Genomic DNA, 13,551 nt, shown 5'->3' on the forward strand with positions numbered 1-13,551 from the left:
GTGAGTTACTTGGTCTCGACGTTGCTCACGAGCCACCGGTCGCCCGAGCGGACCAGGGACACGACCATGCGGTACTTCTGTGTGTTTCCCTCTGGCGCTGCGACATTCTTGGCTTGTTGGTCGACGAACACGAGCACCTTGGCCGACGAATCGTCCAGTGATCCGATGCCGACGTCTGTCGCCGTCGCGCTCGCCTGACCTTGGCCCCCGGCAACGACTTCCCTCAGGGAATCCACCATCGTTCGGTAGGTGCCGGCAAACTCGTCGGTCGACATCGAGGCGATAGTGTCCTTGTTGACATCGAGGTTCTGATAATCGAAGGAGGACATGATGGTTGAGTAATCCCGTGCGGTGTCCAAAGCCTCCTGCCGCAGCGTGTCTTCCTGATTCGCCGAGTACATCTGGAATCCGAGCACCGCCAATGCTGCGACCAGCGCTACCGCCATTAGTGAGATCAGTGCGTTGCGTGGCTCCTTCAGGCGGTGAAGTAGCGACGGAGAAGTCGGATGTTCGGCCACCTCGGCTTCTGTCTCGTCGAGTAGTGCGTTGTCACCGTGTGCCATTTCCCAGTCCTTCCAACATCAATCTCCAGTAGTTCAGGGCGTCGACTCCGGTCGGGACGAGAATCGGATCTGCGACGACGGGCGGTCCGATCGGAGTGCCCGGGACGGTCGAGTTCTGCAAACCGAGGTCGTTCGGACGCGGAGCATTCTGTGCTCCGCGTTGGACGAGGTCGTCGGCGGGGGGACAGTACATCGCCAGACTCGGACTGGTGGGAGACAGATCGCCGACCTCACGCCGAGGGGTGTCGTAGTTGCAGACCGGCCCCTGGGTCGCAACCAAGGCAAAGTCGGCGCGATCGCCTTTGACGATGGATGCCAGTTTGGCGAGACCTTCAGGAATCGTGACAAGTCCGGTTTCCAGGGCCTCTGTGCGGTCGGAGATGATCGGTGCGACAGTGACGAGATTGGCCAGGACCGCTCCGAAAGTGTTGTGGTACTTGTCGAACAACTGTTGAGCGCTGTTCAGGGCGGCGGGCGAATGATCGGTGAGGTAGATCAGCACCGGCGCATTGGATTCGAGTTGTTCGGTGAAGTTCTTGGCAGCTGCCATTCCCCGGACGAACGAATCCGATTGTGTCGCCATGGAGTCCACCAACGTGGAGGTTCGCGACAGCAGCGCAGCGAGTTCGGCCGACTGGTCGTTCAACTGCGCCGACATGGTCCCACCGTTGTCGATCATCGTCGCCAAGCTCGGGCCGAGCCCGTTGAACGAATTCCCCAGCTCGGTCCCGATGTCGCTGATCGCTTGTGGATCAATCCCTTCCAAGACACCGGACGCCTGAAGCATCAACTGGCTCATCTGGACCGGTTGCTGATCCGCGGGCATGGCGATCTCGTCGCCGTCCCTAAGATACGGGCCGTGGTCTGTGTTGGGGTAGATGTCGACATTCTGAATTCCGGCTGCGGTCCCCATCGTCACCTTGGCGACGCTGTCGGTAGGTATCTCGGTGTTGTCGTTGAGTGAGAGTTCCACCCGAGCCGTGCGGGTGCCTGCGTCGAGTTCGACTTCACTCACTTTCCCCACCTGTACGCCGCGATACGTGACGACCGTGCCCTTGGTCAGTCCGAAGGCGTCGGACATGTTGGCGTGCAGCAGGATTTGACCCCCGAAACCCTGAGGGCCGACCACGTAGACGATCCCGAAAGGGATGACCACAGCAGCGATCAGAGCGAACAGGACAAGTTGAACAAGCGCAAGGCGACTCAACGCAGACCTCCCTGAAGTAGATCGGTGAGAGTTCCCGCTGGTGCGATCGATTGACCGGCCATACCGCCGCTCCAGAGCTTGTCGATCGTTCCCGGAATATCCAGGGCGCCGTCGAAAACGAGGTAGTCGCCCTGCACTGCACCGGTGAAGTTTTCGAGCAACCCGTTCATGTTCGTCAGCGTCTGGCCGATCTCCGAGTTGAACGAATCCAGAGTCCCGACAACGGTCGACGCATCGTGCAGCATCGCGTCGAGGCCGTTGGGAGACGAGTCGAGAATGGTGTTTGCGTTGGTGGCGAGCTGAACGGTCGAGTTCAACAGGCTCGCAATCTGATCCTTCTGTCCCACGAGAATCGACACCACCTGTGGAACGGAATCGAGGTAGTTGTCGACAACTACGCGTTGGCCGGCCAGTTGGGAGGAGACCCGGGCAGCGAGGTCGACGGCCTCGTCGAACTCGCTGCGGTGACTGCTTGCCTCTGCCATGAGCGAGGTGAGGGTCTCGGTCAGAGAACGAACTTCACCGGAGCGCCCGGAAAACGCGGTGTTCAGCTCGCGCACCACGGTATCGAGTTGGTCGATGCCGCTTCCGGTCAGAACCGTGCCGAGGGTGGCAAGCGCACTTTCGACCTGCGGACCGATCTCGGTGCGAGACTCCGGAATTGTGTCTCCGTCGCTGAGCGTGGAGCCGGACGGAACTTCCGGCACCAAGAGTCTGATGAACGGATTGCCAAGTGCGGACGGGAGTTCGACGGAAGCTTCGACGTTGTCGGGCAATGGCGTCGCGGCGTCCAGACTCAGAGTCACATCGGCTCCGACGACATCGGCTGACAGCGCGGATACTCGACCGATGACTTTCTGGCCGCTGCGGACGTCTGCTCCCAACACCAGGCCGTCGGCGCCGGCCAGCTGCAGCGCCACGTTGTACGCGTCACCGTCGGCCGAACGACCGAGGGGTAGGTCTTGAATGCCTGCGCTACAGCCGCCGAAGGCGAACACGGCCGCGGAACCCACACCGATGATCGCGATACCGGCGATTATTCGAACTGATTGCCGCGTCAATTGCCACCTCCGGGGACGGCTCCGCCGGAAATCGCGGAGGCGATGCCGAGCGGATCAGAAGTGCTGAGGGGGAAGGAAATCGGATTCGTGAACCCGGCTCCGGTGCAGATCGGCAACTTGTAGGTGTCGCACAGCGGTTTCGCCACCGCGAACTGAGTCAATGCAGTCGAGACGTTGAGCCGAATGCGCCCGCGCTGATCAGGACCGATTGTCTGGGAGAGGTTCTGCATCATCAACGGCACCAGGTCCATGAACTCGGCGAGGCCGGGTTCTTTGGCAGCCAGAGTGTCACCGAGAACTCGCACGTTGTCGGCTATGGCACCGACATCATCGCCGTGAGTTGTCATGAAACTGTTCAACTGGTCGAAGACCACCTGCAGATCCTGCAGAGGCTGTGAGATGTCCATGTTCTGGCTCGCCCATTGATCACCCAGGACGCCGAGGTCGCCGACAAGTTCGTCGAGGCTGACCTGCCGTGCGTCCAGAGCATTCATCAAAGTGTTGAGATTGTCGACAAGGGCACCGATGTCTTCCGACCGAGCGCCGACAACTCCGGTTGCCGTGCTGAGGTTGCGAATTGCGGTGTTGAATTGATCGCCCTGGCCCTGCCACCCGGCGGCGCCGCGGCTCACGAGATCGCCGAGATTGCCCCCATCCCCGGCAAATGCGTCGGCCAAAGTGCTGACGCTTCCCATCAAGCCGTCGAAATCTATGGGGGAGTGGGCACGTTCGATCGGAATCTGGTCGCCGTCTTTCAGTGTCTCTCCGCCGGTGTACGCCGGGCCGAGTTCGATGTGTCGATCGCTGATCACCGATGGATTGAGGACATAGGCCGAGGCGTCGGCGGGCAGGTCCACGGAGTCGGGCATCGACATCGCTACTCGAACAGAAGTTCCGCGAGGTTCCACCGACGTGACCGTCCCGACGCCGACTCCGAGGACGGTGACCTTGCTTCCCTCGTAGATTCCGCCGACGTAGCTGAAATCGGCGTAGACGGTCTTGGACTGATCTGTTCGTCCGAATATGTACCAACCGGGCAGGGCGATCGCCAAGGTCACTACCAGCATGGCCGTGACGGCTTTTCGTGTATTCACTTGCAGCCCTCCATGATGCCGAGCGCGCAGAGCAGATTGTCCGGGATCACGGCCGCCGGCGCGTTGACGTCGGTCCAATTGCCGGTGCCGGTTGAATCGGTGACCGAACGCAGCGCGGAAGGAAGACGAGTCAACAGCAGGTCGATCTGATCTGCGTTGTTCTTCAGCGTGGTGGTGACCGCGACGAGGTTGTCGGTCATGGCTCCGAACTCGTCCTGACGATCGACGAAAGTGGTGGAGAGCTTCGAGATGATGATTGTCAGGTTGTCGACCAGCTGAGTCAGTGCGTCCTTGCGCATCGCAAGAGTTCGAACGATCGTCTGAGCATTGGCCGCAGTACCGACGATCGAATCGGTTTGTGCCGCAGCCATGTCCGACAGCTCACGAGACATGATGAGAATCTGGTCGATCTGTTCACTGTTCTGCGCGAAAGCCGCCGAGGCGCCGCTGATTCCGGCCAGAGCCCGGCCCACCTGATCGGAATCAGTGGGAATCACCTGCGAAAGGGTGTTCATCATGGACTCCATCGCCTGTAGGTCGACGCCTGTTGCCGCAGTGGTGGCATCACTGCTGACGTCGTCGAGGCTGTACGGCACGGTTGTGCGGGAGAGCGGGATGACCCGCGTCTCGGAGTCGTCGACCACTCCGGCCGGCACGATCTCCAGGTAGCGCTTGCCGAGGACCGTCTTGAGCCTGACCGTCGCCGTGCTCTGGTTTCCCAAAGGCTGGTCCTTGTCCAAGCGGAAGTTGACGACGACGTGGTCGCCGGCAAGATCGATCGAATCCACTCGGCCCGCGGGAACCCCGGCCACGTAAACCGGATCGGTGTCGGAAAGCCCGCTGGCATTGGCTAACTCGGCTGTGTATGCCGACGTGCGTACGTTGTACCAGAGCTTCGGAATGCCCAAGGCGGCGCCGAGTCCCACCACCAGAACGAAGATTCCGAGACTGCCCAGGGCGAGAGCGGTGCCGCTACCGCTGCGACGGCGATCCCCTTTGAACAGGAAGAGCATGATGCCGACGAACACGTCGATCAGCTTGACCAGGAACATCATGAGCACACCGGCGAGTGTGTCGGACCGAAGATGTTGGCTTCCATGTCGCCTGCCTTCAGAGTGAAATTGCACAGATACAGGCTGATGAAACTTCCGTAACTTCCGATCCGGTTGGCGGCGTCGGCGAACTGGGGAAGGTTGACGAGAAGTCTGTTGAACTCGTCGGTGCTCGCAATCCAACTCCCGGTGACACTTTCGAGTTGTTGCACGGTCTGACCGAATGCACCGTTCGACCCGGCCATGATCTGAGCCAAGGACGAGACAGTGCGGTTTCCCTGATCCAAGAGCGAGACCAGTTGATCGTTCTGCCCGACGACGGAAATACTCAGATCGTTCAAACCGTCCAACAGACCGACCAATTCGGGTTGACGCTCGTCGACGGAGGTGAGAAGAGTGTTCATGTTCGTGAGTAGTTGCGCGAAGACGTCCTGACGGTCGACCAGGCCGGAACTCATGGTCGCGATCTGGTCGAGCAGGGTGGTCATTGCCTGGCCCTGGCCGTTGAAGGTTTCGACAAAACTTCGCGTGAGCGTGTTGACCTGCTCGGGCTGCAGCGCGGCGAACAACGGTTTGAACCCGTTCATCAGGGCCGTCAAGTTGATCGGCGGTGTTGTCTGCGCCAGCGGTATCGTGTCACCTGGTTCGAGCTGTCGTGCGGATACCGTTGTTGCGCTGTCGTCCTGCGTCAGTGCCAGATATCGAGCACCGAGCATGTCGCCGTAGCGCACGGCGGCACGGACATCCGACTCGAGGGAATATCGCGACTCGATTTCGACGTCGACGATCGCCTTGCTCGTCCCGCCTCCGTTGTCGGCGAACGCAACCGAGTCCACGCGGCCGATACGCACACCCGACATGGTGACCGGGTTGCCCGGGTTGAGTCCTTCGACGTCGGTGAACTCGAACGAGTACGAATCGGTGCTTCCGCGAACCGGGACCGACAACGTGTTCGCCACGAACGACGCGCAGGCGACGCCGGTGAGACAGAAGAGTGACAACCGAATTACCTGGCCAGGACGGACCTTCACGGGACGGTCACCTCGTTACCTCTGACCATCGGCCCCAACATCAGTGTTGTTGCCGGGTTGGGGGTATCCGAGGGTTCCGGCGATCCGCCCAGTAGTTGATCTTCGAGGTACCGCAGGGGGGCCGCTTCGGCTACGCCGCCCACGACCGGGGCACTGACGGGTTGTTCAGGCGTCAGGTTGGAGCCCGAACACTGTGCTCCGCGCGAGTCACCGTACTGCGGGCAATCATCACCCGTGTATGGGAGCGGTTCGGCGAACGTGGCAACTGCTGTGATGTCGAACTTTCCGGTGGCGAAGACTCGAGCGCCCGCGGCGCCGAACGTACTGGCATTGGCGAGGGTGGAACGCAGTCCTCCGGGATTGGCCGCGGTGGTTGCGAGTATCTTTCCGGCGGAATCGATCACAGTGATGATGTTTCGGTTGTTCGCCCCGACAAAATCGTCGACGGTAGCGGCGAAGACTGCGGCCGCGCCGATCGAGGACTCGAGATTCGCTCTGTTGGCGACCATGTCGTTCGAGACGGTTGTGGCGGCTGCCAAGGTATCGAGAATGTCGGGGGTCGCACGGTCCAACGCGTCGACGACCGACTTGAATTCGGGTGTCGATTCGAGGAATTGGTGTGCGGCGGGTGTCAGTACGCCGGACGCGGCACTGAGATTGTCTATCGTGGTACCGATCTCGGCTCCGTTTCCGTCGAGCGCCTGGCCCAGCGCAGTCAGGGCTGTCTGCAACTTCTCGGGCTGCATCGCAGTGAGGACGCCCACCAGCTTGGTGTACACGTCGTAGAGCGCAACGGCTTCGGGACCGTCGTCCATGTGGATCTCGTCTCCGTCCGCCAGAGTCGTCTGGCCCTGCTCATTCGGACTGTCCACGAGCTGCATGTAGATGTCGCCGAAGAAGGTGCGTGGAACAACGCGAGCCACCACGTCAGCGGGAATCTTCGACGCGTCATCGGTCTGAATCTGCAACTGCACAACGGATTCGGCGGTTCCTGATTCGATTTCGCCGATTCGGCCGACGTTGACGCCGTGGTACCGAACCGGAGCTTCACCGCTGATGAGACCGGCTGTGGCTGGAACAGCGACGAAGATGTCGGTGCTCTGCTCGAGATTTCCCGAACCGCGTAGAACCATTGTCACGGCGGCGGCGACGGCTACGACTATGGCGATCGCGCCGCGAAGGGCGTACACGATCTTCGTGCGTGTAGTGAGTCTGTCCACGGCTCAGACCCCCATTCCCGGGATCTGGGGCACGAGGCCCCACAGCGCGAAAGTCATCAGTACGTCGAGGATTCCGATCGCGAGGATCGCAGTCCGGAGCGCGCGCCCGGCCGCTTGCCCGACGCCGGCCGGACCGCCCGATGCGTAGTAGCCGTACGCGCAGTGAACCAGCGCGACAACAGCGGCGAACACCACGGCCTTGAGACCCGAGTACAGGAGATCCTGCGGAGAGATCGCCAGATGGAAGAAGTAGTCGTAAGTACCTGCCGATGCGCCGTTGAAGAACACGACGACCAGTCGGGTCGAGAGGTAACTGGCCAGGAGTCCGATCATGTAGATCGGGATGACACAGATCATGGCAGCGATCACCCGGGTACCCGCGAGGAAGGGGATCGATCGGATCGCCATCGAGTCCAGCGCGTCGATTTCGTCGGAGATACGCATGGCCCCGATCTGGGCGGTGAAACCCGTTCCGACCTTGGCGGCCAACGCGATCGCGACGACAACAGGGGCCAGTTCACGGGTGTTGGCAACCGCAGACAGCATGCCGGAGAGCGAGGTCATCCCGACAAGCTCGAGGCCCCGGTGGGTCTCGACGCCCAACATCATCGCCGCGGCCAGCGACATCGCGAAGACGATCCCGATGGTGCCGCCGCCGGACAACAAGGAGTTCGTGCCGAAGCTGACCTCGCTGATCTGACCGAGTACATGCTTGCGGTACTTGGTGAGCGCAAAGGGGATCGATGCGATAGTGCGGACGTAGAAAGTGACGTGCTGACCGAGGGAGACGAGGCCGTCGCCCGCGGTTCGCAGGGGTCTGCTCGCTTGACGTGCTCGAACACGGAGATCGACGAGCGACATCAGAATTCACCGACTGCCGGGACGATTACGGTGTAGAGCGCGGACAACACTGTGTTCACGATGAAGACGAGCGCGAACGCGATGACCACGGCTTCGTTGACTGCGTCGGCAACGCCGCGTGGGCCACCTTTTGCATGTAGACCTTTGAAGGTGGCGACCAAAGTCGAAGCGATGCCGAAGACCGCAGCCTTCACCAAAGCCATGACGAAGTCGGAAGATCGCCCGTACTGACTGAACGTTGCCATGAACGTTCCGGCCGGAAGATGCTGGACGTAGATGTGGTACAGGTAGCACGCGATCACACCGCCGAAGGTGACCATCGAACACAGTGCAAGGGAGACGATCACTGCCGCAACCAATCTCGGTGCGACGAGGCGCTCGATCACATCGATGCCCATCACTTCCATCGCGTCGATCTCTTCCCGGATCTTTCGTGAACCCAAATCCGTGCAGATCGCCGATCCTGCGACACCGGCCATCATCAACGCGCACACCAGCGCCGCGGCCTGACCGACGATGATGAAAGCTACGACAGCTCCGGAATATCCACCGGCTCCGATCCGGCCGGCCAGTTCACCGACCGAGACGGCGATGAATACACCGATCGGAATCATGAGAAGCAGCGACGGGCCGGTGCTGACGCGACCGATGAACAGGGTCTGAGTAACCGTCTCGTGCAATGAGAGTCGTCTGCGCAGGATTGCCGTGAACAGGCCGAAGAGTGCCTGAACCGAGAATCCGATCAGATAGCCCCCCTGTAACGCTACGTCTCGCACCGGGCCCTTCGCGGCTGGCAGCTCGTACGTCATCTAATTGAATTCCTTTGCAGATCAACAGTGTTCGGCACGGAGTTCGAACTGTTCGAGCGCTGGCGGTCGAGCGAACTGCCTGTGAAGCATCTCACACATATATGTGTCCAAGCAAGCATTATGTGAACCGAAATTCTCGTCGAACTGTCAGCCCTGTTGACCGAGTTTCCTTCATTGACGTGGAGATATCGGAACTGTTCATATCGACATCCTGTGTATGTTTACGAATATTCCGAATCTGTCAGTCGGATTGCTTCGTGGATGCGGGCTGGATGCTTCGAGCGGTGACCCTACCCACTGCTGGTGGCCACAGGCAACGTTTTGTTAACGAAGATTCTCGGTGGAAGCAACGGGGGAGGTGGCGAAGGGCGAGTCGTATGTTCTGATCAAAGGCAGCGTTACCTGCATGTATGAAACTCTAGACGCGCGATGTGCTGAAATCGGTGTACGAGTTTTCAGAATCATGCTTATGCTGATTCTCGTCTGATGAGCAGGCGGATCGAAGTGCTTTGTGCGTGAGGGCTGGAGAGTGGGGTACACGGTGAGCCTGAACGATCAGTTCGTCGACGCGCAGACGTCGAATGGGATTGTTCGGCAGCCGAGGTCCGACTCCGTCAAGAGGCGACCGAAGGACCGCAAGGCGCAGATCGCGGCTGCAGCGGCAATCGCGTTCAGTGAGCGCGGATATCCTGCTGTCAGTGTCGACGACATCGCGTCGGCGGTCGGTATTTCGGGTTCGGCGCTCTATCGGCACTTTCCGAACAAGTACGCGATGTTCCGCCACGCGGCACTGGAGTTGACCGGAGCGCTCGCCAGTGCCCTCGATGCCGTTTCGGTTGCGCCTGCGGCAACCGATGCGCAGCGGTTGCGCGAAGATCTGATTGCAGTGATACGAACGACGATCCGCAATCGGCGTACGGCCGGAATCTATCGTTGGGAGAGCCGGTTTCTCGACACCGATGATCGGAAATCCGTTCGAGCGCAAGCCAGTACGGTCAATCGCCGAGTAGCCCGGTATCTTTCGCGCTCCGAACCCGCGATGACGGCGAGGGACGAGACCCTTGTCGTGGCAGCGATGTTCAGCGTCATCGGCAGTATCACCGTCCATAACCTGTTGCTGCCCCAGCGAGCGATGGAGAAGGTTCTGCTCGACGCGTGTCTGGCGATAGATCAAGGTGAGGGTGCAATCACCGCTAGCCGCTTGGAGCAGTCCTCGTTACCTCGAACCGTGACCACGAACAAACGTGAACGTCTCTTGCAGGAAGCCGTGCGCCTCTTCGACTCTCGCGGGTATCACGACGTCAGCATCGAAGAGATCGCCGCGGCCGCCGGCTTGAACGCGTCCGGTATGTACCGCTACTTTCCCAGCAAGGCAGAGCTTCTCGGCGCCGTGTTCTATCGAGCTGCAGATCGCTTGGACTTGGCGACGGCAGCGGTCTTCGACTCCGCGACTTCGCACGAACAAGTGCTCCGGTCACTGTCGGCGATGTACGTGGAGTTGTCGTTTGCACAGCACGAATTGATGTCGGTCTACTTCTCCGAGATGAACAACCTTCTGCCGAGTCATCGAAGCGATCTGAAGAATCGCCAGAAGCTTTACGTGGTCGAATGGGCGCGAGTGCTCGGCGAGATTCGTCCTGAGCTGTCGGCAGTAGAGGCGAAGTTCGTAGTTCACGCTGCGCTCAACCTGGTCCCGGATGTCGGCCGCATGATGAAGTTCGACGCTGCCGCAGAGAACGCGGCCATGTTGCAGGTGTTCATGTCGGCAGTACTGTTCGGCCGTCGGGCTTCGGCCGCCTGAAGCGTGTCGGTGAGTGTGCGTAGTCTGGCCCACTATGAGCGAAGTCGTGTCACTGGCAGCTGCCCGTCGCATAGCGCTTGCCGCTCAGGGATTCGGCAAATCGCATCCCACGACGGTGACGCGTCGCAATCTGGTCGGCGTGATGGACCGGCTGCAGGTGCTGCAGATCGACTCGGTCAATGTCTTCGAACGCAGTCACTACCTACCCGTTTATGCGCGATTGGGCGCATACGACAAATCCAGACTCGATCAGCTTGCCTTCGCCCCCGGTTCGGGATACCTCGAATACTGGGGCCACGAAGCAACGTTCTTGCCGGTGGACATGTGGCCGTTGTTCCGTTGGCGGATGGACCAGTTTCGCGCCAAAGCGTTGAGTGACAAGGACGGGTGGGCTTCCGATCGGAGTGTCTTCCTCGATTGGTTGCGGCAGGAGTTGCGCGACAACGGTCCGATGGCGGCGAGCGAGATCGAACACGAGGCGAACACACGGCGCGGTCCGTGGTGGGGGTGGTCCGACGTGAAGGTCGGGCTGGAGACGCTGTTCCGTTGGGGCGAGGTGGTCTCGGCGGGGCGCGCCGGTTTCGAGCGTCGTTACGGCCTGGCCGAGCAGATGCTTGCACCCGAGATACTCGACGCACACGTCGAGCGGTCGGAGGCGATACGCGAACTGGTGCTGCGGGGTGTGAAGGCACACGGTCTCGGCACCCTCGACGACATCGCCGACTACTTTCGTCTGCCCAGCGCAGAAGCACGAACGGCATTGCAGGAACTCGAAGATGCCGGCAGTGTGCGCCGGGTGTCCGTCGACGGCTGGGAGCGTCGAGGCAAGGCAAGGGAGGTGTGGATCGATCCGCGAGCGAAGCGTCCCAGGTCCATCCGTGCGGATGCGCTGTTGTCACCCTTCGACCCGGTAGTGTGGGCACGCGATCGAGCGTTGCGGCTCTTCGACTTTCACTACCGGATCGAGATCTACACTCCGGCGCACAAGCGAGTTCACGGATACTACGTGCTCCCGGTGTTGATCGACGACAAGATCTGCGCCCGAGTCGATCTGAAGAACGACCGTCAGAACCGTCGACTGCTTGTCCGCGCGGCGTGGGCCGAACCCACCGCGGACGCCGACACTGCGCCGCGGTTGGCGGAACTCCTTCGGAGAACTGCGCGTTGGCAGGGCTGCGACACCGTCGAGGTGGAGAACAAAGGTACGTTGTCTCAGCAGTTGGCCGCCGCTATGACGTGAGCCTTCAGGTCGCGAGGACGATTGTCATTCGGGAACTGTTATGCGTCCGTCGGTAGCTGCCTGATTGATGGAATTTCTCAATGCGGAACAACTTCCGGATCGAATTCTCGGCGGTTCAGCATCGTCGCGGTACTCCAAACATGCCGTGCGCGAATCTGATCGCCACTGGGTCGACGTGTGATGCCAGCTGTTCTTCTCCACGAGGACGTATGTTCCGCACCGCTCGCAGTCCAGCGGTTCCATGGTCATTGCCCTACTCCTGCGGCGGCCCTGCGTGCGATGTTGTCAGCGACTTCCTGCTTCCACACTTCGATGGGTTTGCTTGTGTCCATCTCGAATTCGAAACGGTCGACCATCTCGGGCGTGACGTCGGCGACGTCCACGTAGAACTGTTCATACCACCGCCTCAGTTGGTATACCGGACCGTCCTCGGTGCAGAGCAGCGGATTGTCGATGCGGGTCTTGTTCTTCCAGATCTCGATGTCCTGCTCGAACCCGACACCGATGTATCCGATCATCGCGTCGACGGTTTGGTCCGCGATTTCGGCGGGAAGGTCGTCGGTCTTCTTGACGGTGATGCCGTACATCAGGACAAACTTGTTCGGGCTGACCGGATAGTGGCAGTTGATCAAAACCGAATCCACCTTGAATGTTTCGTACTGGTACACCAGATCATCGATCATGAACGAGGGTCCGTGATAGGCGGCCACCGAGAAGTTCGAGACCAGCTTCGGCACGTCGGGATCCGTCCAGGTCACGATGTCGTCGCGGTTGATACCGCTCTGCTCCTGGATGGCGACGTGTCCTTCGAAGACGTTCTTGAAATAGGTGGGGAACGAGAAGTGCACGTAGAAGAAGTGCGCCATGTCCACGACGTTGTCGACGATTTCTCGACAGTTGGTGTCGATGACGATTGACTTCCATACCCAATCGGTCCATTCGTGGTCCGGAGTTTTGATTGTCGGTATGGCGACTTCGGCCGGAGGCGGATTGCCTTCGGGGTCATGCCAGACGAAGAGCAGTCCGTCTTGTTCGAGGGTGGTCCAGGCGCGAGTTTTGGCAAGCGGTGGAACGCGGCGTGCAAAGGGATCGCGGTGCATTTGCCGTTGCCGCCCCAACGCCAGTCGTGGAAGGGGCAGGTGACTGAATCGCCCTTGACCGTGCCCTGACTGAGGTCGCCGCCCATGTGACGGCAGTAGGCATCGAGGACCTTCAATTCGCCCTGGCTGTCGGCAAATACGACAAGCTTGGTGCCGAAGGCCTCGATCGGATGTGGGTTCCCGTCGTGGAAATCCGTTGCAAGTCCGAGGCAGTGCCATCCGCGGGCAAAACGTTCGGGCGCAGCGCCCTCGTCGATCATGCGGATCTCGTCGACTTCGCCGAGGTCCATTGTGGTCGTCACGTCTGTGGTCAAAACGTCGTCCTTTGTTCAGTGATCTGTGTTGGCCACTGTGGTGAGGAGTTGGTCCAGGTTCAACGGGGGTAACCGGTGATCGGTATAGCTGCAGGTGGAGTGGCCAGGCAGGTTTGTCTCCCGCACGGTGGGAAACACCCTGGCGGTTCGTCCGGTGAAGGCCCAGATTTGCAGTCAGCAGAGCACGCCCAGCGCTGT

Annotated in this window: 11 protein-coding genes and 1 pseudogene; 2 read left to right on the top strand and 10 right to left on the bottom strand. The window is 60.4% G+C overall.

What is annotated here, in order from left to right; all coding sequences use genetic code 11:
* Positions 1-5 precede the first annotated feature (5 nt).
* The 9 genes from G9U53_RS09500 to G9U53_RS09540 are packed head-to-tail and all read right to left on the bottom strand — an operon-like array spanning position 6 to position 8,898.
* A complete protein-coding gene (locus G9U53_RS09500; RefSeq protein ID WP_047269603.1) occupies positions 6-563 on the bottom strand; it encodes a hypothetical protein in 558 nt (185 codons plus the stop codon).
* Complete coding sequence (locus G9U53_RS09505; protein WP_058227636.1) at positions 550-1,770, bottom strand: MlaD family protein; 1,221 nt, start codon at positions 1,768-1,770, stop codon at positions 550-552. The genes G9U53_RS09500 and G9U53_RS09505 overlap by 14 nt, the downstream gene beginning before the upstream one ends.
* The gene (locus tag G9U53_RS09510) at positions 1,767-2,831 is read right to left on the bottom strand and encodes an MCE family protein (RefSeq protein WP_081557375.1); all 1,065 of its coding nucleotides are present in this window, start codon (positions 2,829-2,831) and stop codon (positions 1,767-1,769) included. Before G9U53_RS09510 ends, G9U53_RS09505 begins: the two co-directional genes overlap by 4 nt.
* Entirely contained in the window at positions 2,828-3,925 is a 1,098-nt protein-coding gene (locus G9U53_RS09515) for an MCE family protein (RefSeq protein WP_003945762.1), read from the bottom strand. Before G9U53_RS09515 ends, G9U53_RS09510 begins: the two co-directional genes overlap by 4 nt.
* On the bottom strand, positions 3,922-4,977 hold the full coding sequence (locus tag G9U53_RS09520; protein ID WP_165638662.1) for an MCE family protein: 1,056 nt from the start codon (positions 4,975-4,977) through the stop codon (positions 3,922-3,924). Before G9U53_RS09520 ends, G9U53_RS09515 begins: the two co-directional genes overlap by 4 nt.
* Entirely contained in the window at positions 4,977-6,008 is a 1,032-nt protein-coding gene (locus G9U53_RS09525; RefSeq protein WP_058039203.1) for an MCE family protein, read from the bottom strand. The genes G9U53_RS09520 and G9U53_RS09525 overlap by 1 nt, the downstream gene beginning before the upstream one ends.
* Entirely contained in the window at positions 6,005-7,228 is a 1,224-nt protein-coding gene (locus G9U53_RS09530) for an MCE family protein (protein WP_007734237.1), read from the bottom strand. Before G9U53_RS09530 ends, G9U53_RS09525 begins: the two co-directional genes overlap by 4 nt.
* Positions 7,229-7,231: 3 nt before the next feature.
* On the bottom strand, positions 7,232-8,089 hold the full coding sequence (locus tag G9U53_RS09535) for an ABC transporter permease (RefSeq protein WP_003945491.1): 858 nt from the start codon (positions 8,087-8,089) through the stop codon (positions 7,232-7,234).
* Entirely contained in the window at positions 8,089-8,898 is an 810-nt protein-coding gene (locus G9U53_RS09540; protein ID WP_003945485.1) for an ABC transporter permease, read from the bottom strand. Before G9U53_RS09540 ends, G9U53_RS09535 begins: the two co-directional genes overlap by 1 nt.
* Positions 8,899-9,439: 541 nt before the next feature.
* On the opposite strand from G9U53_RS09540, the gene G9U53_RS09545 reads away from it, so the two are divergent.
* On the top strand, positions 9,440-10,699 hold the full coding sequence (locus G9U53_RS09545; RefSeq protein ID WP_007734242.1) for a TetR/AcrR family transcriptional regulator: 1,260 nt from the start codon (positions 9,440-9,442) through the stop codon (positions 10,697-10,699).
* A gap of 34 nt (positions 10,700-10,733) precedes the next feature.
* Complete coding sequence (locus G9U53_RS09550; protein ID WP_050655742.1) at positions 10,734-11,939, top strand: crosslink repair DNA glycosylase YcaQ family protein; 1,206 nt, start codon at positions 10,734-10,736, stop codon at positions 11,937-11,939.
* 245 nt (positions 11,940-12,184) lie between these two features.
* On the opposite strand, the pseudogene G9U53_RS09555 reads toward G9U53_RS09550, so the two are convergent.
* A pseudogene (locus G9U53_RS09555) lies at positions 12,185-13,329 on the bottom strand (Rieske 2Fe-2S domain-containing protein).
* Positions 13,330-13,551: the final 222 nt, after the last annotated feature.

Source organism: Rhodococcus sp. D-46, assembly GCF_011290655.1.
Classification (GTDB): domain Bacteria; phylum Actinomycetota; class Actinomycetes; order Mycobacteriales; family Mycobacteriaceae; genus Rhodococcus_F; species Rhodococcus_F qingshengii.